At 70.4% G+C, this 24,352-nt stretch carries 24 protein-coding genes and 1 pseudogene; 14 read left to right on the top strand and 11 right to left on the bottom strand.

Annotated elements, in window-relative coordinates:
* Positions 1-40: 40 nt before the first annotated feature.
* On the top strand, positions 41-1,249 hold the full coding sequence (locus ABD999_RS06135; protein ID WP_271277132.1) for an acyl-CoA dehydrogenase family protein: 1,209 nt from the start codon (positions 41-43) through the stop codon (positions 1,247-1,249).
* A 399-nt stretch (positions 1,250-1,648) separates the two neighbouring features.
* Positions 1,649-1,825: a hypothetical protein gene (locus ABD999_RS06130; protein ID WP_271277133.1), complete on the top strand. Its 177-nt coding sequence runs from the start codon at positions 1,649-1,651 to the stop codon at positions 1,823-1,825.
* Between the two features lie 792 nt (positions 1,826-2,617).
* On the opposite strand, the gene ABD999_RS06125 is transcribed toward ABD999_RS06130, so the two are convergent.
* From ABD999_RS06125 to ABD999_RS06105, 5 genes are all read right to left on the bottom strand, one after another.
* Positions 2,618-3,376 (bottom strand): SDR family NAD(P)-dependent oxidoreductase, encoded by a 759-nt coding sequence (locus ABD999_RS06125; protein WP_271277134.1) that lies wholly within the window; start codon positions 3,374-3,376, stop codon positions 2,618-2,620.
* Positions 3,373-4,143: an HpcH/HpaI aldolase family protein gene (locus ABD999_RS06120; protein WP_271277135.1), complete on the bottom strand. Its 771-nt coding sequence runs from the start codon at positions 4,141-4,143 to the stop codon at positions 3,373-3,375. The genes ABD999_RS06125 and ABD999_RS06120 overlap by 4 nt, the downstream gene beginning before the upstream one ends.
* Before the next feature lie 3 nt (positions 4,144-4,146).
* Positions 4,147-5,040, bottom strand: coding sequence for an ABC transporter permease (locus ABD999_RS06115; protein WP_148032261.1), 894 nt, complete (start codon positions 5,038-5,040; stop codon positions 4,147-4,149).
* Positions 5,041-5,048: 8 nt separating this feature from the next.
* The gene (locus ABD999_RS06110) at positions 5,049-5,837 is read right to left on the bottom strand and encodes an ABC transporter ATP-binding protein (protein ID WP_148032260.1); all 789 of its coding nucleotides are present in this window, start codon (positions 5,835-5,837) and stop codon (positions 5,049-5,051) included.
* A 65-nt stretch (positions 5,838-5,902) separates the two neighbouring features.
* Positions 5,903-6,682 carry an IclR family transcriptional regulator gene (locus ABD999_RS06105; protein WP_148032259.1) on the bottom strand — a complete coding sequence of 260 codons (780 nt, stop codon included), beginning with the start codon at positions 6,680-6,682 and terminating at the stop codon, positions 5,903-5,905.
* 194 nt (positions 6,683-6,876) lie between these two features.
* On the opposite strand from ABD999_RS06105, the gene ABD999_RS06100 reads away from it, so the two are divergent.
* Genes ABD999_RS06100 through ABD999_RS06060 form a run of 9 tightly spaced genes read left to right on the top strand, consistent with a single transcriptional unit; the run spans position 6,877 to position 15,372 of the window.
* Positions 6,877-7,767 (top strand): DUF6282 family protein, encoded by an 891-nt coding sequence (locus tag ABD999_RS06100; protein ID WP_271277136.1) that lies wholly within the window; start codon positions 6,877-6,879, stop codon positions 7,765-7,767.
* 33 nt (positions 7,768-7,800) lie between these two features.
* The gene (locus ABD999_RS06095; RefSeq protein WP_271277137.1) at positions 7,801-8,667 is read left to right on the top strand and encodes a cupin domain-containing protein; all 867 of its coding nucleotides are present in this window, start codon (positions 7,801-7,803) and stop codon (positions 8,665-8,667) included.
* Positions 8,668-8,682: 15 nt separating this feature from the next.
* Complete coding sequence (locus ABD999_RS06090; protein WP_222708984.1) at positions 8,683-9,774, top strand: ABC transporter substrate-binding protein; 1,092 nt, start codon at positions 8,683-8,685, stop codon at positions 9,772-9,774.
* Positions 9,775-10,776 carry an LLM class flavin-dependent oxidoreductase gene (locus tag ABD999_RS06085; protein WP_271277138.1) on the top strand — a complete coding sequence of 334 codons (1,002 nt, stop codon included), beginning with the start codon at positions 9,775-9,777 and terminating at the stop codon, positions 10,774-10,776.
* Positions 10,773-11,966: a thiolase family protein gene (locus tag ABD999_RS06080; protein WP_271277139.1), complete on the top strand. Its 1,194-nt coding sequence runs from the start codon at positions 10,773-10,775 to the stop codon at positions 11,964-11,966. The genes ABD999_RS06085 and ABD999_RS06080 overlap by 4 nt, the downstream gene beginning before the upstream one ends.
* A complete protein-coding gene (locus ABD999_RS06075) occupies positions 11,963-12,625 on the top strand; it encodes a 3-oxoacid CoA-transferase subunit A (RefSeq protein ID WP_271277140.1) in 663 nt (220 codons plus the stop codon). Before ABD999_RS06080 ends, ABD999_RS06075 begins: the two co-directional genes overlap by 4 nt.
* Entirely contained in the window at positions 12,622-13,287 is a 666-nt protein-coding gene (locus ABD999_RS06070; RefSeq protein ID WP_271277141.1) for a 3-oxoacid CoA-transferase subunit B, read from the top strand. Before ABD999_RS06075 ends, ABD999_RS06070 begins: the two co-directional genes overlap by 4 nt.
* Before the next feature lie 17 nt (positions 13,288-13,304).
* A complete protein-coding gene (locus ABD999_RS06065) occupies positions 13,305-14,732 on the top strand; it encodes an aldehyde dehydrogenase family protein (protein WP_271277142.1) in 1,428 nt (475 codons plus the stop codon).
* A gap of 13 nt (positions 14,733-14,745) precedes the next feature.
* A complete protein-coding gene (locus ABD999_RS06060) occupies positions 14,746-15,372 on the top strand; it encodes a nuclear transport factor 2 family protein (protein WP_271277143.1) in 627 nt (208 codons plus the stop codon).
* A gap of 131 nt (positions 15,373-15,503) precedes the next feature.
* Here ABD999_RS06060 and ABD999_RS06055 read toward each other — a convergent pair.
* Positions 15,504-15,659 (bottom strand): annotated as a pseudogene (locus tag ABD999_RS06055) (IS701 family transposase); the annotation flags it as partial.
* Between the two features lie 97 nt (positions 15,660-15,756).
* Between ABD999_RS06055 and ABD999_RS06050 the strand changes: the two are divergent.
* Positions 15,757-16,155 (top strand): PNPOx family protein, encoded by a 399-nt coding sequence (locus ABD999_RS06050; protein WP_271277144.1) that lies wholly within the window; start codon positions 15,757-15,759, stop codon positions 16,153-16,155.
* A gap of 21 nt (positions 16,156-16,176) precedes the next feature.
* On the opposite strand, the gene ABD999_RS06045 is transcribed toward ABD999_RS06050, so the two are convergent.
* The 5 genes from ABD999_RS06045 to ABD999_RS06025 all read right to left on the bottom strand — a co-directional run bounded on the left by ABD999_RS06045 (position 16,177) and on the right by ABD999_RS06025 (position 21,671).
* Positions 16,177-17,193, bottom strand: a complete 1,017-nt coding sequence (locus ABD999_RS06045) for a serine hydrolase domain-containing protein (protein ID WP_271277145.1) — start codon at positions 17,191-17,193, stop codon at positions 16,177-16,179.
* Positions 17,194-17,261: 68 nt separating this feature from the next.
* Positions 17,262-18,632, bottom strand: a complete 1,371-nt coding sequence (locus ABD999_RS06040) for a sensor histidine kinase (RefSeq protein WP_271277146.1) — start codon at positions 18,630-18,632, stop codon at positions 17,262-17,264.
* Positions 18,629-19,306: a response regulator transcription factor gene (locus ABD999_RS06035; protein ID WP_148032249.1), complete on the bottom strand. Its 678-nt coding sequence runs from the start codon at positions 19,304-19,306 to the stop codon at positions 18,629-18,631. Before ABD999_RS06035 ends, ABD999_RS06040 begins: the two co-directional genes overlap by 4 nt.
* 268 nt (positions 19,307-19,574) lie before the next feature.
* Complete coding sequence (locus tag ABD999_RS06030; protein WP_271277147.1) at positions 19,575-20,768, bottom strand: NAD(P)/FAD-dependent oxidoreductase; 1,194 nt, start codon at positions 20,766-20,768, stop codon at positions 19,575-19,577.
* Between the two features lie 51 nt (positions 20,769-20,819).
* A complete protein-coding gene (locus tag ABD999_RS06025) occupies positions 20,820-21,671 on the bottom strand; it encodes an SDR family NAD(P)-dependent oxidoreductase (RefSeq protein ID WP_271277148.1) in 852 nt (283 codons plus the stop codon).
* Positions 21,672-21,900: 229 nt separating this feature from the next.
* On the opposite strand from ABD999_RS06025, the gene ABD999_RS06020 reads away from it, so the two are divergent.
* Both ABD999_RS06020 and ABD999_RS06015 read left to right on the top strand, forming a co-directional pair.
* Positions 21,901-22,842 carry an RNA polymerase sigma-70 factor gene (locus tag ABD999_RS06020; protein ID WP_271277149.1) on the top strand — a complete coding sequence of 314 codons (942 nt, stop codon included), beginning with the start codon at positions 21,901-21,903 and terminating at the stop codon, positions 22,840-22,842.
* A 64-nt stretch (positions 22,843-22,906) separates the two neighbouring features.
* Positions 22,907-24,130: a cytochrome P450 gene (locus ABD999_RS06015; RefSeq protein WP_271277150.1), complete on the top strand. Its 1,224-nt coding sequence runs from the start codon at positions 22,907-22,909 to the stop codon at positions 24,128-24,130.
* Positions 24,131-24,352 lie beyond the last annotated feature (222 nt).

The following is a 24,352-nucleotide window of genomic DNA, read 5'->3' as shown; positions in this document are numbered from 1 at the left end:
TCGGGCCAGGCCTCACCGGAAGATCTCAGGGAGCGACCACATGAGCGGCTTCAGTCTGGACCTCAACCAGGACGTGATCGAGGTCCGGGACTGGGTGCACACCTTCGCCCGCGACGTGGTCCGCCCCGCCGGCGCCGAATGGGACGAGCGCGAGGAGACCCCCTGGCCGGTCATCCAGGAGGCGGCCAAGATCGGCCTCTACTCGCTCGACTTCTTCGCCACCCAGTGGTTCGAGGAAAGCGGCCTCGCGCTGCCCGTGGTGTTCGAGGAGCTGTTCTGGGGCGACGCCGGCATCGGCCTGTCGATCGTCGGCAGCTGCCTCGCCGCCGCGGCGCTGTCCGGCAGCGGCACGCCCGAGCAGGCGGGCCAGTGGCTGCCGGAGATGTTCGGCACGGAGAACGACGTCAAGCTGGGCGCCTTCTGCGCCTCCGAGCCCGACGCCGGCTCCGACGTCGGCGCCATCCGCACCAGAGCCGTGTACGACAACGGCGACTGGGTCATCAACGGCGTCAAGACCTGGGCCACCAACGGCGGCATCGCCGACGTGCACATCGTCGTCGCCTCCGTGGACCCCGGCCTCGGCACCCGCGGCCAGGCCTCCTTCATCATCCCGCCCGGCACCCCGGGCCTGTCCATGGGCCAGAAGTTCAGGAAGCACGGCATCCGCGCCTCCCACACGGCCGAGGTCGTCCTCGACGGCGTCCGCGTACCCGGCTCGTGCCTGCTGGGCGGCAAGGAGAAACTGGACGCCCGCCTGGCCCGCGTCCGCAACGGCGAGCGCGCCGGCGAGCAGGCGGCGATGGGCACCTTCGAGACCACCCGCCCCACGGTCGCCGCCATGGCCGTCGGCATCGCCCGGGCCGCCTACGAGTACGCCCGCGACTACGCCCGCGAACGCGAGCAGTTCGGCCGCAAGATCGGCGAGAACCAGGCCATCGCCTTCCTGCTGGCGGACATGGCCACCCGGGTCGACATCGCCCGCCTGATGACCTGGCGCGCGGCCTGGATGGCCCGGCAGGGCAAGCGCTTCGAACAGGCCGAGGGCTCGATGTCGAAACTGGTCGCGGGGGAGACGGCGGTGTGGGTGACCGAGCAGGCCATCCAGATCCTGGGCGGCGCGGGGTACACCCGCGAGCACCCGGTGGAGCGCTTCCACCGCGACGCCAAGATCTACACCATCTTCGAGGGGACGTCGGAGATCCAGCGGCTGATCATCGGGCGCGCGGTGACGGGCCTGCAGGTTCGCTGAACCCCGGCGTCTGCAGTCTTCACACCGTCACTGGTTCGATCCCCGTATCGCCCACCACATCGCAGCAGGTCAGAGGCCGGTTCTCCAACGGGGTGACCGGCCTTCTCGCTGTCTGGACCGTCGTTGGACCGTGGCCCGGGTGGACCGTCACGGGATGGCAGGTCCCGGCACCCTCGCCGCGGTCCGGACGGTCCGCGATGTTCAACTGCCGGTCTTCGCTCGGGGCCTCAGCCGTGGGGCGAGCTGTTCGTTCCTCCCTCTGCACGGCTCCTCAATGGCTTCGACCTGCATCTCGGGGCGCCCACCACGAACGCGGGCAGCACCTGCAGTGATCCACAACTGATCCTCAAGATCGGCCAGCGAGCATGGCTCGTGTACGACGATCAAAGAGAGGGTCACATGAACAAAAAGCGCACGGCTGTAATGATCATGGCTGCGTTCTTCACCATCGGGGCAGCACAGGTCATCGGCGCCGGGTCTGCCACAGCCGCGCCCCTGAACGGCGCAGGAGTGTCGTCGATCTACCCCGACCAAGACCCCATCGACTGCGATACCCATCCGCACCACTGCCGCTGATCCGGCGCTCGTCGGGCTCGACTAGGCACTGTCTCAAATTCGAGCACCGACGTGTTGGTGCCGTAGGACCGGCCGGGGGTTCTGCCAGCGGATTCTGACCCACCTGAGCGAGCCCCGCTCCGCTTCCGCGAGCCGGAACCGGGGCAGGGCTCTCGGCTGTAGGCGGCCGGGGGAGCCGACTGCATGATCGTGCGGGACCACCGGAAACCCGGCATGGGAGCAGCAAGCGTCGCGGGCCCTCCGCCGCTCGATCGTGCGGGCGGTAACGTCCAGCTCCACTGCCTTGGCCTGCTTCCGCTCGGCCGAGCTCCGCCGTGACGGATCGAACTCCTCCCGTGGGACCGCCTCGGTCGGAGCGTCCGGCGGCAGCCTGGTCTCCACCTCGACGATGGTCCGCCCCGGCAGTAGGTGGCGATGCCGACCACCTGCGGGTCGTAGTCCAACATCAGGTGATCGCGTTCTAGCCAGGACTCGTAACCGACGTGCCGGCCCATCGTCGCTGACCACCACCGGTCCGAAAGTGCTTCCGCCCCTTGTAGGAAGGGAAGCGCCGGACCGGCCGGCCGTCCTCGAAAATGCCAGACCGGCCGGTAGGGAGGCCGGACCCCGCCAGTACCGGCTGGTCCAGCAGCGTGGCCAACCGCAGCACCGAGAACCCGCCGTCCGGCCGCCGAGCCGGTTGAAGGTCGGCAAGTCCCCCAACCGCTTCGAGGATTCCGGCCGGCTCAAAGGTGTCGCGCATGCCATCGACGCCGCGCAGCGCCCCGGTTGGCCCTCAGGGGCGGGTACGGATCACGCGTCGTCGTTGCGAGGCGCGTCGAGGTGGGTGACGAGGTTGATGCCGCCGTCGACGTGGATCACCTCACCGGTGACGAAGGGGGCCTTGGTGAGCGCCAGGACCATCGCTGCGACGTCGGATGGCTGCCCGAGCCGGCCCAGCGGTGTCATGGCCACGGTGCGCGCCGCCCGCGTGGTGAGGCTGTCCGAGGTCAGTCGGGTCTGGAGCGGCCCCGGGGCGATCGCGTTCACCCGGACGTCCGGACCCACGGCCTTGGCCAGCAGCCTCGTCAGGTGGTCGAGCGCGGCCTTGCTGACGGAGTACGGGATCGAGCTGCCGAGGGGGCGCGAGCCGCCCACCGAGGTGATGTTGATGATCTGGCTGCCGGGCTCCATGACCTTCACGGCGGCGACGGAGACCTGCCACGTCCCGACGACGTTGACGCCGAGGATCCGGTGCCAGTCGTCAGCGGTGATCGCATCCAGGTCGGCGTGGGGGACGGGTCGAGACACTCCGGCGTTGTTCACCAGCAGGTCGAGCCGGCCGTGCCGCTCCACGGTCGTCTCCACCAAGCGCACGGCGTCGGAGGGATCGGCGATGTCGGCCTGGACGTAGCTCGCCCCCGGGAGCCGGGCCGCGAGCCGCTCACCGGCGTCGACCGAGGTGGCCGAGTTCACCACGACGGTGAAGCCGTCTGCCGCGAGCGCATGGGCGATCCCTTCTCCGACCCCGGAGCTCGAGCCCGTCACGATGGCGACCCGTGGCGCGCTCACCGGGCGACTCGCTCGGCGACGGGCGCTTTCAGCGCGTTCACGATCGCCCGGCTTCCGCTGGCGAGGATCGAGGTGTCGTTGCTGACCACCACGTAGTCGTAGCCGCGGGCCAGCGCGGTCCGGGCCTCCTCACTCGTGGCGGAGGCGGTGCCGATGGGAACACCTGCCGCGGCGGCGGCCTTCAGCGCGGACGTGGCGAGCCGGTCCACCTCGTCGCGTCCCGCCGCGACGCCCATCGACATCGAGAGGTCGGCCGTCCCGACGAGCGCGGCACCGATGCCGTCGAGGGCCAGGATCTCCCTCGCGTTCCTGATCGCCGCCTCGCTCTCGAGCTGGACGACGCACAGAACCTGCTCGTTGCCGTACTCGAGGTAGTCCGCCCGTGGCAGCAGCCCCCAGCGACCCGCTCGGCTGGTGCCGCCGGACCCGCGGTCGCCGCGCGGCGGGAAGCGGGTGGCCCGTACGACCGCCCGGGCCTGCTGAGCCGTGTCCACGTGCGGCACGATCACACCGGCCGCGCCGGCGTCCAGGACCCGCTGGATCACGCTGAGGCCGTGGTCAGGCACCCTGACGAGCGGGTCCACGCCGAGGGCGCGGGCCGTCGCGATGTGGGTCGAGGCGGCGCCCAGGTCCAGTGTCGTGTGCTCGAGGTCGATGACCACGAAGTCGAAGCCCGCGTAGGCCATGATCTCGACGCTCTCGGGGCTGGCGAGCTTGATCCAGGTCCCGAGCGTGCCGTCGTTGATCCCGTTGCGTACTCGTGTCATGGCTCAGATCCCGCTGGTGGTGTCGGTGGGGGCGGCGGTCCAGAAGACCAGCCACTTGCCGAGCTGCACGACGACCGCGTGCAGTGCGATGCCGACGGCCGACAGCACGACGATCACCGCGAAGGTCCTGGCCACGTCCAGGGTGAAGTTGCTCGCCTGGATCAGGTAGCCCAGACCTGCGGAGCTGCCCACGAACTCCGCGACCACGGCGCCGGTCACGGAAAGGATGACGGCGACCTCCAGTCCCGCGAAGATGTGCGGAAGCGCCGACGGGATCTGCAGGTGCCGCATGACCTGCATGCGGGACGCGCCGAAGGACCTGAGCATCTCGACCTGCTCGTAGGCGGCGGACCGGAATCCCAAGATGGCGTTGATGAGGAGGGGGAAGAACGCGATCAGGGCCACGGTCAGCACCTTCGAGCTGATCCCGATGCCGAACCAGACGATCAGCAGAGGCGCCATGGCGACCTTCGGGATGGTCTGGGTCAGGATGAGCAGCGGGAAGAGCACGCGCTCCACCGTCCGGAACTGGGTGATGAGCACCGCGGAGACCAGTGCCGAGCCGACCGCGATGCCGAACCCGATCAGGATCTCCTTCAGGGTGACGATCGAGTGGGTCATCAGGCTGCCGTCCTGGAAGCCGTCGACCAGGGAGCCGGCGACGGCCGTGGGCGCGGGGACGAGGATGTCGGAGACGTCGAAAATCTCCACGACGGCCTGCCAGACCACCAAGAGCCCGATGAACACCAGCACGCTGTAGGTGATCTCCGGTACTCGGCGGCGTCGGGATCGGACCGGGGTGTCCGAGCTCGTGGGTGCCTCCACCGGCGCGGTCCCGCCGTCCGGGGCGGCGAGTGCCTCGCCGCCGGCTGCGTGGCGCTTGGTGTTGGTGGACATCAGGACTCCTAGTGGGCGCTGTGCTCGGAGTCGAGCAGCTTGCGGATCTTCAGGACGATCTCCCCGAACTCGGGCGTGTTGATGTTCTCGAGCCGCCGCGGTCGAGGGAGCGCGACCTCGACGACGTCCGCCAACCGGCCGGGTCGCGGTGTCATGACCACGACGCGGTCGGCGAGGAGCACCGCCTCGGGGATGCTGTGCGTCACGAACAGCACGGTCTTGCGGTCCTGGTCCCAGATCTTCAGCAGGTCCAGTCCCATCTGGTCGCGGGTCATCGCGTCGAGGGCGCCGAACGGCTCGTCCATGAGCAGGATGCGCGGGTCGTGCATCAGGGCGCGGCCGATCCCGACCCGCTGCTGCATCCCGCCGGACAGCTCGTTGGGGTACCGATCGCCGAACTCCTCCAGGCCGAGCATCACCAGCAGCTCGTCGGCCTTCGCGTGGGTCGCGGCGTCCCGGGCGCCGTGAAGGTCCGGCGACGTCAGCAGGTTCTTCCGCACGGTGCGCCATGGCAGCAGCAGCGGCTGCTGGAAGACCATCCCGAGCTGGTTGCGGTGGGTGTCCTCCGACGGCCCGAAGGTGACCTGTCCGGAGGTCTGGCGGGACAGGCCCATGATGATCCGCAGCAGCGTGCTCTTGCCGCAGCCGCTGGGGCCGACGATGGAGATGAACTCACCGGCTCGGACGCTGAGGGAGACGTCGTCGAGAGCCTGGACGGTCCCGCCGGACTTCGTCGGGTAGAGCATGGACAGCGAGTCCAGGCGGATCACGCAGTCGGTGTCGGTGCTGGTCGGCATGTCTGTCATTCCTCACCTGGTTCGAGCGCAGGCTGCCCGCGCCTTGGTCGTCGTGCGGGCAGCGATCAGTCGGCCGCCTCGGGCCACGTGCCGCCCATCTCCTTGGTCAGTCGCTTGCAGGCGGCCTTCAACGCCGTGGCCTCTCGGGAGTCCAGCGCCTCCGGCAGCATCCGCTCGGTGCCGACGGCCGCGATCGTGGCGCAGATCCCGGTCGCCGCGAACACCGGCGCCGCGACGACGCAGATGCCGCGGTGGTTGACGTGGCTGCTCATGCCGGCCTGCTGGATCGCCTCGATACGACGGCGAGTCTCGGTGCGCTGGGGCTCGGGGAGGCTGCCGGTGAGCCGGTCGGCGTGGAACTGGTCGGGGAGGAAGGCCAGGAAGACCTTGGCCTGCGAGGAGTCCAGGGCGAGCTGTGAGCCTACGCGCACTGTCACCAGGGTGGGATGCTCGGCCTCCTCCACCAGCGAGACCACCGGGCCGGAGGTGCCCCACAGCGACAGCACGGTGCTGACCTTGATCTCGAGCACGAGCTCGCGCATGTAGGCCGGCGCCTTCTGCATGATGCGCTGCTGTCCCAGCATGAAGCTGCCGAGCTGCAGGATCGACCGTCCGGGACGAACGAGTGCGGAGTCCTCCACACGCTCGAGCAGGCCGGAGCCGATCATCGAGCTGAAGTAGCGATGCACCGTGGTCCGGTTCAGACCGAGCCGGCGGGTGGCCTCCGCGACGGAGAGCTCCGGAGTCTCCGGACCGAACAGTCCGAGGATCTGCGCGGTCCGGCTCACCGCCTGGATGTCCTGCTCGCGAGCAGTCACTGGCTTGTCGACCTGGCGCTTCGTCATCGGCCCCCGCCTCGTTGAGTGTCCATAAAGAGTGCCCGTAGTTCGCAGTACGGACAGAGAGTAAGCGTGTCCCACGTCTTGCTGCAAGATTTCCCTGCGAATTCGCGGAAGCCTTCCTCGAACGCACCCTATTGACAGACCGAATAGCGAACTCTCAGTCTGTGATGCGAACACCGCCGACGCCTGGAGACTTCGTGACTGCCACACCCGCCATCATCAAGCTGCTGAACGGCTGCGTTGACCTGCACTGCCATTCCGGCCCGAACCCGTTCCCCCGACGCATCGACCATGCCGAGGCCGGCAAGGACGGCGAGCGGCTCGGCATGCGGGGCGTGCTGGTGAAGTCCCACCACCACAACACGGTCATGGACCTGCTCTCGATGAGCGACCGGCTGGCCAAGATCAAGACCCCGGTCTTCGGCGGCATCACCCTGAACAGCATGGTCGGCGGCATCAACCCCCAGGCGGTGGCCATGTGCCTGCGCATGGGGGGCAAAGCGGTGTGGTTCCCGACGTTCTCGGCCGGCCGGCACATCGAGTGCCATCCGGAGGGCGTCGGCTTCCCCACGGCGAGCGTCGAGGTGCCGTCGTCCAGGGTCGACATCCACCAGGAGAACGGCGAGCTGATCCCCGAGGTCCACGAGGTGCTCGACCTGGTCAAGGAGACCGGCGCGATGGTGACCGGCGGGCACATGGAGACCGAGTCGATCACCCAGGTGTTCGCCGCGGCCAAGGACAAGGGTGTCACCCGGATGCTGCTCAACCATCCCGACTACGTCATCGGCGCGGACGAGGCGAAGTGCCGTGAGCTCGTCGGCTACGGAGCGTTCGTCGAGCACGAGACCGGCTTCTACGACCCCGAGGGGACCAAGAAGTGGGACCCGAAGATCCTCATGGACTGGATCGAGAGGATCGGCCCGGAGCACACCGTGATCGCCTCCGACCTCGGTCAGAAGGACCGGCCGCTGCCGGTGGACTCCTACATCCGCGTCGCGACGGCGCTGCTGGACCTCGGCCTGGACGAGAGGTCGCTGCGGCAGATCTTCTGCGACAACCCGGCCTTCCTGCTCGGCCTGGACGACTGAACGACCACCCCCCACGACAGATGAGGACAGACGATGACCACCTTGGCCACCCCACCCGACGTGGAGTTCTCCGACCTCGGTACGGGCGATCCCGACGAGACGACCCCTGGTGGATCGTCGACGTGGTACTTCCGCGGACACAACTTCGTGCTCGCCTACACCACGCTGGTCGCCGGCGACGTGCTGGAGCGGGATGACCAGCCGGACGAGTACGTCGCGATCCTCCCGTACGAGGAGTGCGGCGTCGTCATCCGTGCGTCGCGGGAGTCCGAGCCGGTCTCGGGCAAGGCCGTGGTGATGGTCCCGCCGGGCAGCAGCGCGATCGCCGGCGTCGACGACTGCACCGTCGTACGGCTGTTCAGCTCCCGGTCCACCGACCTGCTGGACAAGGCGCGCAACCGGGACTCGTACGCCGATCCGCACCCGAACACCAAGCCGTTCGAGCCGTGGCCCGACCCGCCCGGGGGTTACCGCATCAGGGCCTACCGGCTGGCCGACCTGCGGGTGACGCAGGACGCCGTCCGCCCGGGCCAGATCGTGCGGTGCAGCACCTTCATGGTCAACTTCCTGGCGCCCAGGATCGGCCCGCGCGATCCGGACACCCTCTCGCCGCACGACCACGACGACTTCGAGCAGTGCTCGCTCGCCGTGGAGGGTGAGTACGTCCACCACCTGCGGACCCCGTGGTCCAGGCGGCGCAGCGAGTGGCGCGAGGACCGGCACCTGAAGTGCGGCAGTCCTTCCGTGGCCGTGATCCCGCCGCCCATGATCCACACCAGCGAGGCCGTCGGTCCGGGGACCAACCAGCTGATCGACATCTTCTGCCCGCCGCGTCTGGACTTCTCCCTGACGCCGGGCCGAGTGCTCAACGAAGACACCTACCCCCTCCCCAACCAGTAAGAGGCAGGTTCCATCGTGAAGACCGGACGAGCGGTGAAAGTCGTCAGTGGTGCGGTCGCGGTCTTGTGCGCGGTCGTGACGCTGAGCGCGTGCGGTTCCGGCAGCGGATCCGACGCCTCGGCCAAGTCCGGCGGGCTGACGCCGGTGACGTTCGCGATGGCGTCCCCGAGCTGGAACGCCGGCTACGCGGTCATGGCCGTCGTGGAGGCCGAGGGCTTCTACGAGCAGGAGGGTCTGAAGGTCACGACCAACCTGTTCCCGTCGGCCACCCAGGCAGCGCAGCAGGTCGCCGGCGGCGGGGCCGACCTCGGCCTCATGACGGTCGAGCCCGTGGCCATCGGGCACGACAAGGACCTGGACCTGGCCTACTTCAGCTCCTACTGGGCGAAGTGGATCTACAGCCTGCAGTTGCCGGACGGTTCGGACGTGAAGAGCATCGCCGACCTGAACGGCAAGAAGATCGGCGTCTCCGCGGTCGCGAGCTCCGGCGCGACGTTCGCCCGTACCGCGATGGAGCTCAACGGGCTGGGCCAGAACGGAGCCACGCTGGTGCCGATCGGCGCCGGCGCCCAGCAGATCAACGCCATCAAGAGCGGCCAGGTCGATGCGCTGGCGCTCTGGGACATCCAGTACCAGATCGTCAAGAACGCCGGCGTCACCTTGACGCCGCTTCCCGTCAAGGAGACGGCGGACGCGTGGGGCGGCGGCTTCGCGACGACCCGGAAGAACCTCGAGGCCAAGAAGGACGTCCTCGAACGGTTCGGCCGCGCGGTGGCGAAGGCGTTCGTCTTCGCCAAGGCCAACCCCGAGGCCGCGATCCGCGACCTGTGGAAGCTCTATCCGGAGACCCGCGGGTCGGAACCGGAGGAGAAGGCGCTGGCCGACGGGGTCAAGGTCCTCGAGGTACGCCTGGACGGACAGGGCTTCGACGACAAGACGCTGGGCCGGATCGACGAGGCTGCGTTCACCCGTTCGCTCGACTTCATGGCCTCGGCCGGACTCATCAAGAAGTTCCCGGCGAAGGAGATCTACACCGACGCGATGTTCAAGGCGTTCAACGACTTCTCCTACGACGAGGTCGTCAAGCAAGCAGAGAGCGCCGGCTGAATGCGGCTGGGGGTCGCGCTCGACCTGAGCTCCCAGGAGCCGGTCCGCCCGCAGGTGGATCGCGCGGTCACGCTGCTCGCCCGCGCGGAGCGGCACGGTTTCGACTCCGCGTGGGTGGGTGAGAGCTATCACGCGGCGGCTCAGCCGTTCCACCTTCCGTCCGTCCTGATGGTCCTGGGGCATCTGGCCGGGCGGACGTCCCTGGCGCTGGGGTCGGCGGTGCTGCTCCTGCGCGCGTACAGTCCGGAGAAGCTGGCGTACGAGGCCGCGCTGCTCGACCAGCTGTGCGGCGGGAAGCTCACCCTCGGCCTCGGGCTCGGCGGCCCGGAGGTCGCCCAACGGGCCGGGCTGCCCGCGTCAGGTCCGGCTGGCGCGGCCTTCGACGCCACGCTGAAGTCGCTGCGCGACGCCTGGTCCGCCGACGCGCCGGTGGCGGTCCCGCCTCCGGTGCGGCGCGGCGGGCCGCGGATCCTGGTGGGCGGCAAGGTGGCTGCCTCGGCCCGTCGTGCCGCGACGCTCGCCGACGGATTCTACGGCGCGACGAACTACTGCGACGACCTGTTGACCAAGCAGTCGGCCGCCTACTGGTCGTGTCGCGGCGGACGGCCGGACGGGACGGAGGGAGTGGTCGCCACCACCAGGTTCTGCGTCGTCCACGAGGATGCCGCCACTGCCCGCGAGCTCGCCGCGCGCCACCTGAAGGCCGCGACCGGCTACTACACCGAGCGGGGCTTGTGGATGGGTGCGGACGGCCCTGCCGAGATCGAGCTCCCCATGGTGGGCACGCCCGACCAGATCGACGCGACGATCGCCCGGTACGTCCGGGCGGGGGTCACGTCCGTCCAGCTGCGGGTCGCCCCGTTCGGCATGCCGCCGGAGGTCGCCCGCCACACACTCGACCTCGTCGGGCGGCACGTCCTCCCGCACTGGCACGACACGACATCCGCAAGCAAGCGAAGGACGCCTCCTGAGATGGGGCAGGAAGTGGAGACGCTCCGATGAGCAGCTCATTCGTGTACGCGTCGGTCCGGACCCCGTTCGGCCGGTTCAACGGAGCCTTGGCCGACACGAGGGCCGACGATCTGGCCGCGACTGCGTTGAAGGGACTTCTCGACCACTCGCCGGGCCTGGATCCCGGCCTGGTCGACGACGTGTTCTGGGGCAACGCCAACGGCGCCGGCGAGGACAATCGCAACGTCGGCCGGATGGCCGTGCTGCTGGCGGGCATGCCCGTCTCGGTGACCGCCACCACGGTGAACCGGCTCTGCGGCTCGTCGCTGGACGCCGCCATGATGGCCGCACGCATGATCGAGGCCGGCGACGCGGAGATCGCGATCGCCGGAGGCGTGGAGTCGATGACGCGGGCGCCGTGGGTCCTGCCGAAGCCGTCGCGCCGGTTCCCGGCAGGCGACGTCACCGCCGTCTCCACGACGCTGGGCTGGCGTCTGGTGAACGAGCGGATGCCCGCCGAGTGGACGGCCTCGCTGGGCGAGTGCAACGAGCAGCTGCGGGAGAAGTTCTCGATCTCGCGTGAGCGGCAGGACGAGTTCGGCGCCCGCTCGCACCGCCTCGCGGCGGAGGCGTGGGCGAAGGGCTTCTACGACGACCTCGTGGTGCCCGTCCCCGGCGCCGACCTGGCCCAGGACGAGAGCATCCGTCCCGGCACCTCGCTCGAGGCGCTGGCGAAGCTGAAGCCGGCGTTCCGGCCCGACGGGACGATCACCGCCGGCAACTGCTCACCGTTGAACGACGGCGCGAGCGCGGTCCTGCTGGGCTCGGCGAGCGCGGCCGCGACCATCGGTCGTGACCCGGTCGCGCGGATCGCCGGTCGCGGCTGGGCGGCGCTGGAGCCGCAGCAGTTCGGCTACGCCCCGGTCGAGGCCGCGGGAGACGCGCTCGAGCGGGCGGGCATCACCTGGGACGACATCGGCGCCGTCGAGCTGAACGAGGCGTTCGCCGTCCAGTCGATCGCCTGTGTCGACGCCTGGCTGAAGCTCGGGCTGCGGGACGCCGAGGTCGTGAACGCCAAGGGCGGGGCGATCGCCATCGGGCACCCGCTGGGCGCCTCGGGCGGGCGCATTCTCGGGACCCTCGCGGCGCGGCTCGTGGAGTCCGGTAAACGATGGGGCGTGGCGGCCATCTGCATCGGTGTGGGTCAGGGCTTGGCGGTCGTGCTGGAGAACGTCGCATGACGCTGCTCTGCACCTCTGCCGACGAGGCGGTCAGCGGCATCGCCGACGGCTCGACGGTGCTGGTCGGCGGCTTCGGCACGACCGGCATGCCGTTCGACCTGATCGACGCGTTGATCCGGCAGGGAGCGCGAGACCTCACCGTCGTGTCGAACAACGCGGGCAACGGGGACACCGGGCTCGCGGCGCTGCTCGCGGCCGGGCGGGTGCGCAAGATCGTGTGCTCGTTCCCCCGGCAGACGGACTCCTGGGTCTTCGACGAGCTGTACCGCAGCGGGAAGATCGAGCTCGAGGTCGCGCCGCAGGGGAACCTGGCCGAGCGCATGCGCGCCGCCGGAGCCGGGATCGGCGGGTTCTACACCCGCACCGGAGCCGGGACCCTCCTCGCGGAGGGAAAGGAGACCCGCGAGATCGACGGCCGGACGTACGTCCTGGAACTGCCCATCGCCGCCGACGTCGCGCTCATCAGCGCCCACACCGCGGACGCCTTCGGGAACCTCGTCTACCGCAAGACGGCACGCAACTTCGCTCCCGTCATGGCGACGGCCGCGACGACCACCGTCGTGCAGGTGCGGCACGTCGTCGAGCCGGGAGTGCTGGATCCTGAGGCCGTGGTCACCCCAGGCATCTACGTCGACCGGATCGTGCAGGTGTCGTCATGATCGCTCAGCACTCTGACCGCAGCCCTCTCGGGCGGGACGAGATGGCCCGGGTGCTCGCGCGCGACATTCCCCGCGGGGCGTACGTCAACCTCGGCATAGGTCAGCCCACGACCGTCGGCGATCACCTCCCCCCGGAGTCGGGGGTCATCCTCCACACCGAGAACGGCATGCTCGGCATGGGGCCGGCGGCGACGGGCGACGCGATCGATCCCGACCTGATCAATGCCGGCAAGTTCCCGGTGACCGAGCTGCCCGGCGCCTCGTACTTCCACCACGCCGACTCGTTCGCCATGATGCGAGGCGGCCACCTCGACCTGTGCGTCCTCGGCGCCTACCAGGTCTCGGCATCGGGGGATCTCGCCAACTGGCACACCGGCGAGCCCGACGCGATCCCGGCGGTCGGCGGGGCGATGGACCTCGCCGTGGGCGCCAAGCAGGTCTTCGTGCTGATGTCGCTGTTCACCAGGACCGGCGAGCCGAAGCTCGTCAGGGAATGCACGTATCCGCTCACCGCGCTGCGGTGCGTGGACCGGATTTATACGGACGTCGCCATATTCGAGATCACCGGAGGGGACCAGGTCCTCGTCCGGGAGACGTGGGGGATCTCGTTCCATGAGCTCCGCTCGCGACTCGACGTCCCGCTCGCCGCGGCGACACCATGAGGAGGTTGGAGAGCGACATGTCCACCAGACACCAGTTCTACATCGGGGGTGCGTGGGTCGATCCGGCCGCGCCGCGCACCTTGGGCGTCCTCGACCCCGCGACCGAGGAGACGTTCGCGGAGATCAGCCTCGGGACGGCCGAGGACGTCGACCGCGCGGTGGTGGCGGCGCGCGCGGCCTTCGCCGCGTACGCGCACGTCAGCGTGGAGCAACGGCTGGAGTACCTCGAGCGGATCATCTCCGGCTTCCGGGCTCGGCTGCCCGAGATCGCCCGGACGATGACGCGTGAGATGGGGGCGCCGATCACGTTCTCGACGGAACGCCAGGCCACGGTGGCGCTGTTCCACTTCGAGGAGGCGGCCCGCGTGCTCGCGGGCTACCGCTTCGAGGAGAAGATGGGAGCCGGGATCGTGCGGCGCGAGCCGATCGGCGTCTGCGGTCTCATCACGCCGTGGAACTGGCCGCTGAACCAGGTCGCGTCGAAGGTGGCCCCGGCCCTCGCCACGGGATGCACCGTGGTGCTCAAGCCGAGCGAGATCGCGCCGCTCAGCGCCATGGTGCTCGCCGAGGTCATCCACGACGCCGGGCTGCCGCCCGGCGTGTTCAACCTCGTCAACGGTGACGGTCCCACGGTGGGTGAGGCCATCGCGGCGCACCCCGGCATCGACATGGTCTCGCTCACCGGCTCGACCGGTGCCGGCATCAGGGTCTCCAAGCTCGCGGCCGACACGGTGAAGCGCGTCGCGCTCGAGCTCGGCGGCAAGTCGGCCAACATCATCCTGCCCGACGCGGACCTGGAGTCCGCGGTCGTCGCCGGGGTGCACTCGTGCTACACCAACGGCGGCCAGAACTGTCAGTCGCCCACGCGGATGCTCGTGCACCGCTCGCAGCGCGACGAGGCGTACGCCGCTGCGCGACGGGCGGTCGAGGAGGTCCGTCTCGGGGACCCGTTCGATCCGTCGACCACGATGGGGCCCGTGGTGAGCCAGGCGCAGCTGGAGAAGATCACCGCGCTCGTGCAGTCGGGGATCGACGAGGGCGCGACGCTCGTGGCCGGCGGCCCGGGACGCCCCGACGGGCTCGACAAGGGGTTCTACGTCCGCCCGACCGTGTTCGGCGACGTCACGCCGCAGATGCGGATCGCGCGCGAGGAGATCTTCGGCCCCGTGCTCTCGATCCTGCTCTACGAGACCGAGGACGAGGCCGTCGAGATCGCGAACGACACGCCGTACGGGCTGGCGGGCTTCGTGCAGTCGAAGGACCCCGACCGCGCCCGCAGGGTCGCCAACCGCATCCGTGCGGGCCGCGTCTACCTCAACGGCGCTCCGTTCGACCGCAGCCTGCCGTTCGGCGGCTACAAGCAGTCCGGGAACGGACGGGAGTTCGGGCGGTTCGGCTTCGAGGAGTACCTCGAGGTGAAGGCCGTGCTCGGCTATCCGCGGTGAACGAGAGGACGACATGGTGAACCCTGACCACAGCCGGCGGCTGGCAGCCCTCCTGGACCGCGAGGAGCTCTTCGACCTGGTGAGGCGGGAACGCTTCGCCCGCGACCAGCGACTCTTCGACATGATGCGTGACTGCTTCCACGACGACGCCTACGTCCGGACCACGTGGTACGAGGGACGCGGCGGCGAGGCCTACGTCGAGGCGACGAAGACGTGGATGGCGCGGACCGGGAACAGCAAGCACTGGGTCTTCCCCGCCTACGCGCGGGTCGAGGGCGACCGGGCGACCGTCGAGAGCCCGGCGAAGATCTTCAACCGGACCACGGTGAAGGGAGTGGAGGTCGATTTCCACGCCTACTGCCGCTTCTTCTCACGTGCGGTTCGGGACGAAGGACGGTGGAGGCTGATGACCTTCGAGGTCCTGATGGAGCGCGACGAGCTGCGCCCCGTCCACGCGGGTGAGGCGCTTCCGGTGGACGGGGCCCAGCTTGCCGGGCTTCGGCCGTCCTACCGGTTCCTCACCTGGATTCAGTCGACCCGCGGCGTGACGGTGAGCCAAGACCTGCTCGGCGACGACCGGCCGGCCGAGCTCGACGCGTTCCACCAGGGCGAGACCGCCTGGCTCGCCGGCACGGGCTAGCGGTCAGCGCCGCGGGCCCCGCTGCGACGGGCCCGGGCGTGCACGAGCCTGGGCGGGTCGAGCCGTAAATTCGCCCTGCACCTGCACCGCCGGCGTCGGCCAGGACGACGAGCCCGACATCGTCTCGGTCCCCGGCCGCGCGACCGCGGACCGAGCAGCCCGGCGTGTTCGGCCAGGTTCCAGCAGTTCTCGCGGTCGGTGTCGGCCGGCAGCCCGCGCACGTACGCATGCGCGGCGCGACGTGGTTCGATGCGGCCGAACCGACCGGCGGTCCGCGGCCACTGCACGATCTTCGGTTGTCTTCACCGACTCCGGACGATCTCGCGGTGGCCGTCGCCAGGTGACCCCTACGCCTCAGTACTAAGGCCCGTTCATACCCGACACGTGACGGTGACGGTCTCCTGGTCGGCGCAGGGGCATGCGGAGGGCATGGACGCGGAGACGGCGCGGCGGAACGGACCAGTGATCTGCGGCGCCCGCGCGACATCGGCGACAACCCCGGAGGTCGCGCTGCCGGCCGGCCGTTACGAGGACGACTGGACCCGGCTGTGGTGGGTGCGGGCTGACGGGAGTGCGGTGGTGGCGGTGGACGGCCGGGACCGGGCCGCCGTGCTGGACGCGCTCGTGCGTGAGTACGAGCAGTACCGCGAGCGCCGCCCCGCCGGGCCGGTGATCATCGTCCGGGTCACCCGCTGGTCGGGGTGGCGGTACCGGGACGAGCCTGAGCAGCCCGTGACGCCGGCTCGCCGCAGGCCGTCGCCCGACGGTGACCGTGCGAGGTGACCCGGGTGTCGTACGGCGCGCTCAGGAGACCTTGGCGGCGACGGCGCGGAAGGCGGCCAGCACCTCCTCCTGGTCGTGCGCGCCGGTCGACGTGGTCGACTTGACGATCACCACGTCGTGCTCCGGCGAGACGTAGATGTACTGTCCGCCGAACCCCGCCGCCATGAAGTCACGCTCGCCGCCCAGCCACCAGTGCAGCCCGTACTTCGGGTTGACCTCGGACGGGCTGGTGGACGACTTCACCCACGACGCCGGGACCACCTGCTTGCCGTGAGCCTTGCCCTGGCGCAGGTAGAGGAGGCCGAAGCGGGCGTAGTCGCGGTCGGTGGCCTGGAAGCAGCAGTAGCCGAGGCTCTCGCCCTTGCCGTCACTGGAGATCTGGGCCGCGCCCGCCATGCCCGCGGGCTGCCAGATCTTCTTCTCGACGTAGCGGTGGTAGGGGGTGCCGGTCGCCTCGGTGATCACGCGGGCCAGGACGTACGAGTTCATGCTGTTGTACTCGAACTGGCTTCCTGGGGTCCAGTCGGGCTGCTGACGGGCGGCCATCCGGGTGAGCGACTGGCCCTGGTTCGCGGCGATCTGCATCCGGGGGACGTCCTCGCGCTCGTCCCAGTCGGTGCCGGACGACATCCACAGCAGGTGCCGGATGGACACGTTGTTGTAGCCGGACTTGCGCAGTTCGGGCAGGTACTTGGTGACGGGCTCGTCGAGCGACCGGATGTGCCCCTCCCGCAGCGCGATGCCGAGTGCCGCCGAGGTGAAGGACTTGGCCATCGACCACGACTGGAAGCGGGTGTTCCGGTTCGCGTCGGTGTACCGCTCGTGGACGATCTTCTGACCGCGCAGGACGAGGAATCCGTTGGTCTTCGTACGGGTGAGGAAGTCGTCGAGGGTGCGCCGCTCGCCCTGGTAGGTGTACGTGGCCGAGAGCGGCCGGTTGGCGTCGACCAGCTTGACCGGGTCGGCCGAAGGCCGGATGACGTCGGCGGACGGGGCCGCGGGCGCGGCCAGGGTGAGCGCGATGAGGATGCTGCGCACGTCGCCTCCTGGAGTGGGTGATGGGACAGGGGCGATGATGGCGGGCGTCCTTGGCAAATCTCTGGCAGTCACTCCAGCCACGAGCGGGCGCGGCCGGTCCCGCCTGCCGTGGGCAGCCGGATCTCGAAGCGGGAGCCGGTCACGGTGGCGGCGCCGCCGTGCAGCTCGGCCTGCTGACGGACGAGCGTCAGGCCGAGGCCGGAGCCGGGACTGCCCGGACGGCGGCGGAACCGGGCGAACACGGCTTCACGCTCCCCGGCGGTGACGCCGGGGCCGCCGTCGGCGACGGTGAGGACCGCGGTCGCCCCGTCGAGGGCGAGTTCCACGGTGATCGGGGGCTCGCCGTGCCTGGCGGCGTTGTCGAGCAGGTTGCCGGCGATCAGCCGGAGCCCCTCGGCCCAGCCGCGCACGGTCACGCCGTCCGCCACGGACTCGGTGATCGTCGCGCCGGGGTGGCGGCGGCGGGCCGAGGCCGCGGCTTCGCGCACGATGCCGCTCAGGTCGGCGGGGGCGGAGGTCGCGGGGTCGAGCAGCTCTCCGGCGGCGAGCTGGCGGAGCACGGTGATGAGCCGCTGGACGCGGGCGTGCTCGGCGGTCAGGTCGGCGACGAGTTCGTCGCGGTCGGCGGGGGTGAGGCCGGGGTGGTCGAGCTGGGCGAGGTTGGCGCCCATGCTGGTGAGCGGGGTGCGCAGCTCGTGCGCGGCGGTGGCGGCGAAGGCGCGGGCGGTGTCGAGCGCCTCGGCGGTGCGGGTCACCGCCGCGTCGCGCCGGTCCAGCAGGTCGTTGAGCACCCCGGCCAGGTGGTCGATCTCACCGACGCGGGACCCGGTGTCCAGCCGGACCCCCGTGCGGGCGGACGGCTCCGGCGGGGTGTCGAGGGCCGCGGCCTGCCGGCCGAGCCGGACGAGCGGTCGTACCGCGTACCGCCCGAGCGCCAGCCCGGCCGCCGCGCCCGCCGCGGCGCCGGCCAGCGTGACCGTCCACACCCGCCGGCGCAGCAGCGAGAGCTGGGCGTCGAGCCGTTCCCGCGGCTCGAACAGCCATAACCGGCTGCCCCGCCGCCCCAGGTCGGTGGCCACGTACCGCCACTCGCCCGCCCTTTCGGCGTGGTCGGCGGGGCCGTCGCCGGCGGGCGGACGCGCGGGCACGTCGCCGATCGTCAGCGGTTCCGCGCCGTGGACGTGCACGTACGCGCCCGTACCGACCGCGGCGGCCAGCCGCCGCTCCATGAAGTCCGGCGGCACGGCGGGCGCGACGCGGGCCCGCCAGGCGTACGAGGTGGCCATCGGCCGGAGCGCGTTCAGCCGCGCCAGCAGCCGTTCGTCGCGCTCGGCACGCAGATCGGCGGAGACCAGGGCCAGCACCAGCAGCCCGGCCAGCGACACCATGAGCGGGACGAGCACGGCCAGGCAGAGCGCGAAGCGGGTGGACAGCTTCACGCCGCCGGCGCCCGCAGGACGAAGCCGACACCGCGGACGGTGTGCACCATGCGGGGCTCACCCAGCTTGCGCCGGAGGTAGCCGACGAAGGTGTCGACGGCGTTCTCGGTGACGTCGAAGTCGTAGCCCCAGACCCGCTCCAGCAGCACCTCGCGAGATAGCACCAGGCCGGCGTTGAGCGCCAGCACCTCCAGCAGGTCGAACTCGCGCCGGGTCACCTCGACCTCGCGGCCGTGCATCGTCACCCTGCGCGCGGCCGGCTCGACGACCAGCGGCCCGACCCGTACCGCGGCGCCGGGGACGCGGCCGGCCCGGCGCAGCAGCGCGCGCAGCCGCAGCACCAGCTCGCCGAGGTCGAACGGCTTGACCACGTAGTCGTCGGCGCCCGCGGCGAGCCCGGCGACCCGGTCGGCCACGTCGTCCATGGCGGACAGCATGAGCACCGGCACGTCGGCCCCGCCGGACCGCAGGCGGGCGCACACATCGATGCCGGACAGGCCGGGCATGGACACGTCGAGCACGACCGCGTCCGGCCTGCGGACGGCGACGAGCTCCAGCGCCCGCTGCCCGGAGCCGGCGGTGTCGACGCCGAACCCTTCCAGCCGCAGCCCGCGCCGCAGCGCCCGCAGGATCGCCGGGTCGTCATCGACCGCGAGGATCTGGTGACCGGCCAACGACACCTCCAGGGGGAACAGCCGAGGGGCCCAGATCCTACTTCGTCAGGTCTGGAGCACGAACAGGATGTTGGCCGCCGGGCCGGCGCCGCAACTCAGGTCGCCTGCGTGCACGACGCCCCGATCGTCGCCGTCGAAGCGAGCGTCACCCCAGGCCGTCAGAGCCGGACGGCGACAACTCCTGCGGCCGGCCGGCTTCTCCGGCCTCGAACCGGCTGGGGTCGATCAGCGGCGGGGTTGTCCACGTGGACCACACCCTATGAGGCGGCTACACGGCCGCCTTCGCGGCTGTCGCGTCCGGTGCGGCGGCCAGGCGGTGCTTGCGCCTGGGCATGCCGAAGGTCGGGTGCGAGGTGGCCCACAGCGCCATCCTGAGAATGACCGACTTGATCTGTGCGGACTTCCGGCCGCCCTGGTACTTCGCCCTCGCTCGCCCTTCGTCGTCGACCGCCTGCCGGATCCCATCCCGCCGCCCGAGGCTGATCTGGTTGTACGTGTAGACCAGCTTGGTGTGTGGGATCTTGCGGCCGGTCAGGCGTCCCACGATCGCCTCGATGGCCTGCCGGCTGGTGTAGCCGGCCGAGGCGCAGGACATCGGCAGCGGCCGGCCGTTGTCGCCGACGGCGCGGGCGCTGTCGCCGATGGCGTAGACGTCGGGGTGCGAGATCGACCGCATGGTGCGGTCGACGACGATCTGACCGGTCCCGGTGACCTTCAGCCCGGCGGCGGCGGCGACGGGGCTGACCGCGAACCCGGCCGTCCACACGGTCGCGTCGGAGGTCAGGGCGGTGCCGCCGGCACACAGCACCCGCTCCGCTTCGACGGCTTCGACGCTGGTGTGCTCCAGGACGGTGATGCCCAGCCGGTCGCAGGCCTGCCGCAGGTGGCCGCGGGCTCCGGCCGAAAGCCGGGCGCCCAGCTGTCCGCGGGCGATGAGCGTCACCGACAGGCCGGGCCGGGATTCGGCGAGCTCGGTGGCGGTCTCGATGCCGGTCAGCCCGTCGCCGACGACCACCACGTTCCCGCCTCCGCCCCGCGTGACCAGGCTGTCCAGGCGTTCGCGCAGGCGCAGCGCCGAGGGCCGGGCGGCGACGTCGAAGGCGTGCTCGGCCACGCCCGGCGCGCCTTCGACGTCACCGTGGCTGCCGAGCGCGTAGACAAGCGTGTCGTAGCCGAGTTCGCCGCCGGCGTCGGCCAGGGCGACGACCCGGCGCTCGGGGTCGACGGCGGTGACACGGGCCAGGCGCAGCCGTATCCCCGTGCCGGCGAAGACGTCGGCGAGGTTCGGAGTGTCGATCTCCTGACCGGCCGCCAACTGGGGCAGCCGCATGCGCTGGACGAATTCCGGCTCGGCGTTGACCACGGTGATCTCGAAGTCCGCCGGGGACAACCGACGGGCCAGGATCCCGGCCCCGTAGGCCCCGGCGTAGCCGGCGCCGAGGACGACGATGCGGTGCTTCATGTGGTGCTCCTGTCGGTTCGCTTGCTTGCGATGAGTTGGCTCGGCCCCGGGTCACCGATCTTCTTGATCGAGGTTGCCGTGAGCCCGCGCCGAAAGGTCCTGCCAGTCGGCCCAGGTCTTGAGCCGGTCGGCGTAGACCTGCTGGAGGATCGGGTAGAAGCCCTGGCCGAAGAGCACCCGCAGGGGCGGGTCGTCGGAGTCGACGATCTCGAGGAGGGCCTGGGCCGCGGCGGCCGGGTCGCCGGCGGGCTGCTTTCCCGCGAACGCGGCGATGCGCCGGCGAAGGCCGTCGTAGATCGGGTCGGGCTCGGCCAGGTGGCCGTTGTCGAGGGGATCGGGGTTCTTGCCGCCCCTGGTGGCGAAACCGCCGGGCTCGATGACGGTCACCTTGATACCGAAGTCGGCGACCTCCTGGGCGAGGGATTCGTTCACGGCTTCCAGAGCCCACTTGGAGGCGCTGTAGGCGGCGCTGAGCGGCATGGCCATGAGCCCGGCGGCCGAGGACAGCTGGATGATGTGTCCCGAGCCCTGCTCGCGCAGGTAGGGCAGTGCGGCCTGGATCACCCACACTGCGCCGAACAGGTTGGTCTCCATCTGGTCGCGCAACTGCTGTTCGGTGATCTCCTCGACCGCGCCGACCTGGGCGTACCCGGCGTTGTTGATGATGACGTCGAGACGGCCGAAGTGCTCGGCGGCCCGCTTCACACCGTCGAGGACGACGGCCTTGTCGGTCACGTCCATCTCCAGCGGAAGCACCGCGTCGCCGTAGCCGGCGACCAGCTCGTCAAGGCTTGCGGCGGTACGGGCGGTCGCGGCCACTTTGTCGCCGCGCGACAGGGCGGCCTCGACGAAGTTGCGGCCCAGGCCGCGAGACGAACCGGTGACGAACCAGACCTTGCTCATGATGTCTTTCCGTTCCTTGTGAGATGGCGGTTGCGCGGTCACCCCGCAGCGGGGCCAAGGTGATCGCTCAGGGAGTCGGCACCCTGACGACCATGCGGCGTTCGCGCCCCGGACTTTGTGACAGTGCGGTGACGTGAGGTGTGTCACCCATCACGGGTGTCACACATCGGCAGGCGCCGGCGCCTTATGCATAGAGCAGCAGTCGCGAATGAGCGGGCAGGAGCCAGGTATGCGGGAGCGCAGGGACGCGACGACGGGCGCAGCCGAGCCGATGGCCGGTGGCGGTCAGATGGGCCCGGCCACCGAGGTGTTCCTCGCCCATCGCAACCTGCTGTTCACCGTCGCCTACGAGATGCTCGGCTCGGCGGCCGACGCCGAAGACGCCCTGCAGGAGACCTGGCTTCGGTGGGTCAAGGTCGACCTGGGACAGGTGTCCGACCAGCGCGCCTACCTGATACGGATCGCCACCCGGCGCTCGCTGGATCGGCTGCGCACCATGAGGCGTCTCAAGGAGGACTACGTCGGCTCCTGGTTGCCCGAGCCGCTGCTCACCGCGCCGGACGTGGCCGAGGACGTCGAACTGGCCGAGAGTGTGTCGATGGCGCTGATGCTCGTCCTGGAGACGCTGTCGCCGACCGAGCGGGCCGTCTTCGTGCTGCGCGAGGTCTTCGCCATCGGCTACGAGGAGATCGCGGCCGCCGTCGGCAAGACGCCGGGGACCGTACGCCAGATCGCGCACCGGGCCCGCCGGCACGTCGACGCCCGGCGTCCTCGCGAGGTGGTCTCCCCGGGCCAGGCCCGGGCGGCTCTGGAGTCGTTCCGGCGCGCGTTGGAGACCAGGGACCTGCAGGGCCTGCTCGACGTGCTCGCCCCTGAGGTCGTTCTGGTGAGCGACGGCGGCGGCGTCAAGCAGGCCGCGCCGCAGCCGATCATCGGCGCGGGCAAGGTGGCCCGCATGATCGTCAGCGGCCTCGGCAAGGCCCAGGTCACGCTCACCAGCGAGCCCACCGTGGTCAACGGCAACCCGGCGCTCCTCCTGCGCGTGGACGGCGAGATCGACGGCGTCATAGCAGCCCGGGTCGAGGACGCCCGCATCACCGGCCTCTACTACGTCCGCAACCCCGACAAGCTGACCCGCATCGCATCCGAGACCCCACTCACCCTGCGATGAACATCGGCGGAACAGCCCACACCGCCTCCGGCTTCATCCCGGACTTTTTACCAGGAGGTTCTTCATGACGAACAGCGTCGCCGGCGAACGCGCCGACCTGGAAGTGCCTGTCGAGCGTGGCTGCCCCTTCGCCCCGCCCGCCGCCTACGAACGGCTGCGCGAGCGGGCACCGATCAGCAGGGTCCGCCTGACCAGCGGCGGCGAGGCGTGGTGGGTGTCCGGGCACGAGGAAGGCCGTGCCGTCCTCGCCGACCCCCGCTTCTCCTGCGACAAGCGCAAGGACGGCTTCCCGCTCTTCACCCTCGATGCGGCGACCTTGCGGCAACTCCGCAGCCAGCCGCCGTTGATGCTCGGCATGGACGGCGCGGAACACGCCGCTGCCCGCCGCCCGGTGATCGGCGAATTCACCGTCAGGCGGCTGGCCATGCTGCGCCCACGGATCCAGGACATCGTCGACCGCTTCATCGACGACCTGCTCGCCACCGACCAGCAGCCGGTCGACCTGGTACAGGCGCTGTCCCTGCCGGTGCCCTCCCTGGTGATCTGCGAACTGCTCGGCGTCCCCTACAGCGACCACGACTTCTTCCAAAGCCGCACCACCATGATGGTGAGCCGGACCTCCCTGGAGGACCGGCAGCGAGCCTTCGCCGAACTGCGCGCCTACATCGACGACCTGGTCACCCGCAAGGAGTCCGAACCCGGCGACGACCTGTTCAGCCGGCAGATCGCCCGGCAACGCCGGCAAGGCGCCCTCGACCACGCGGGCCTGGTGAGCCTGGCCTTCCTGCTGCTGACCGCCGGACACGAGACCACAGCGAACATGATCTCGCTCGGCGTGGTCGCACTGCTCACCCACCCGCAGCAACTCGCCCTGATCACCGCCAATCCGGACAAGACGCCCATGGCCGTGGAGGAACTGCTGCGCTACTTCACCATCGCCGACGGAGTCACCTCCCGGGTGGCCACCGAAGACGTGGAGATCGGCGGGGCGCGTATCAAGGCCGGCGAGGGCGTCATCGTCTCGGCCCTGTCGGCCAACTGGGACCCGGCGGCGTTCAAGGACCCGGCCGAACTGGACGTCGAACGCGGGGCCCGCCACCACCTCGCCTTCGGCTTCGGCCCGCACCAGTGCCTCGGCCAGAACCTGGCCCGGATGGAACTGCAGATCGTCTTCGACACGCTGTTCCGCCGCGTCCCCACCCTGCGGCTCGCCACACCGGCCGAGCACCTGCCGTTCAAGAGCGACGCCGTCGTCTACGGCGTCCACGAACTCCCGGTCACCTGGTGAGCAGGACACGGTGCGGATCACAGCCGGCACCGGACTCCGCGTCGGCTCCGGCCCATGCGTCCTGACCCAGCCGGGGCACCGTCCGGAACGCAGCCTCCACTCGCCCGGACTTGCCGAACAGGAGCGGGACGAAGGTGTCCGCTCCTGGGCCACACCCAGGAGCCGACACGCTCCTGGGTGTGGCCCAGGCAGAGCTCTGCAGGACGTACCCGCTGGCGGAGA

This window comes from Nonomuraea ferruginea (assembly GCF_039540635.1).
Lineage (GTDB): Bacteria > Actinomycetota > Actinomycetes > Streptosporangiales > Streptosporangiaceae > Nonomuraea > Nonomuraea ferruginea.
Note: the sequence above shows the minus strand (reverse complement) of the source record. Positions and strands in the feature narration are given on the sequence as shown.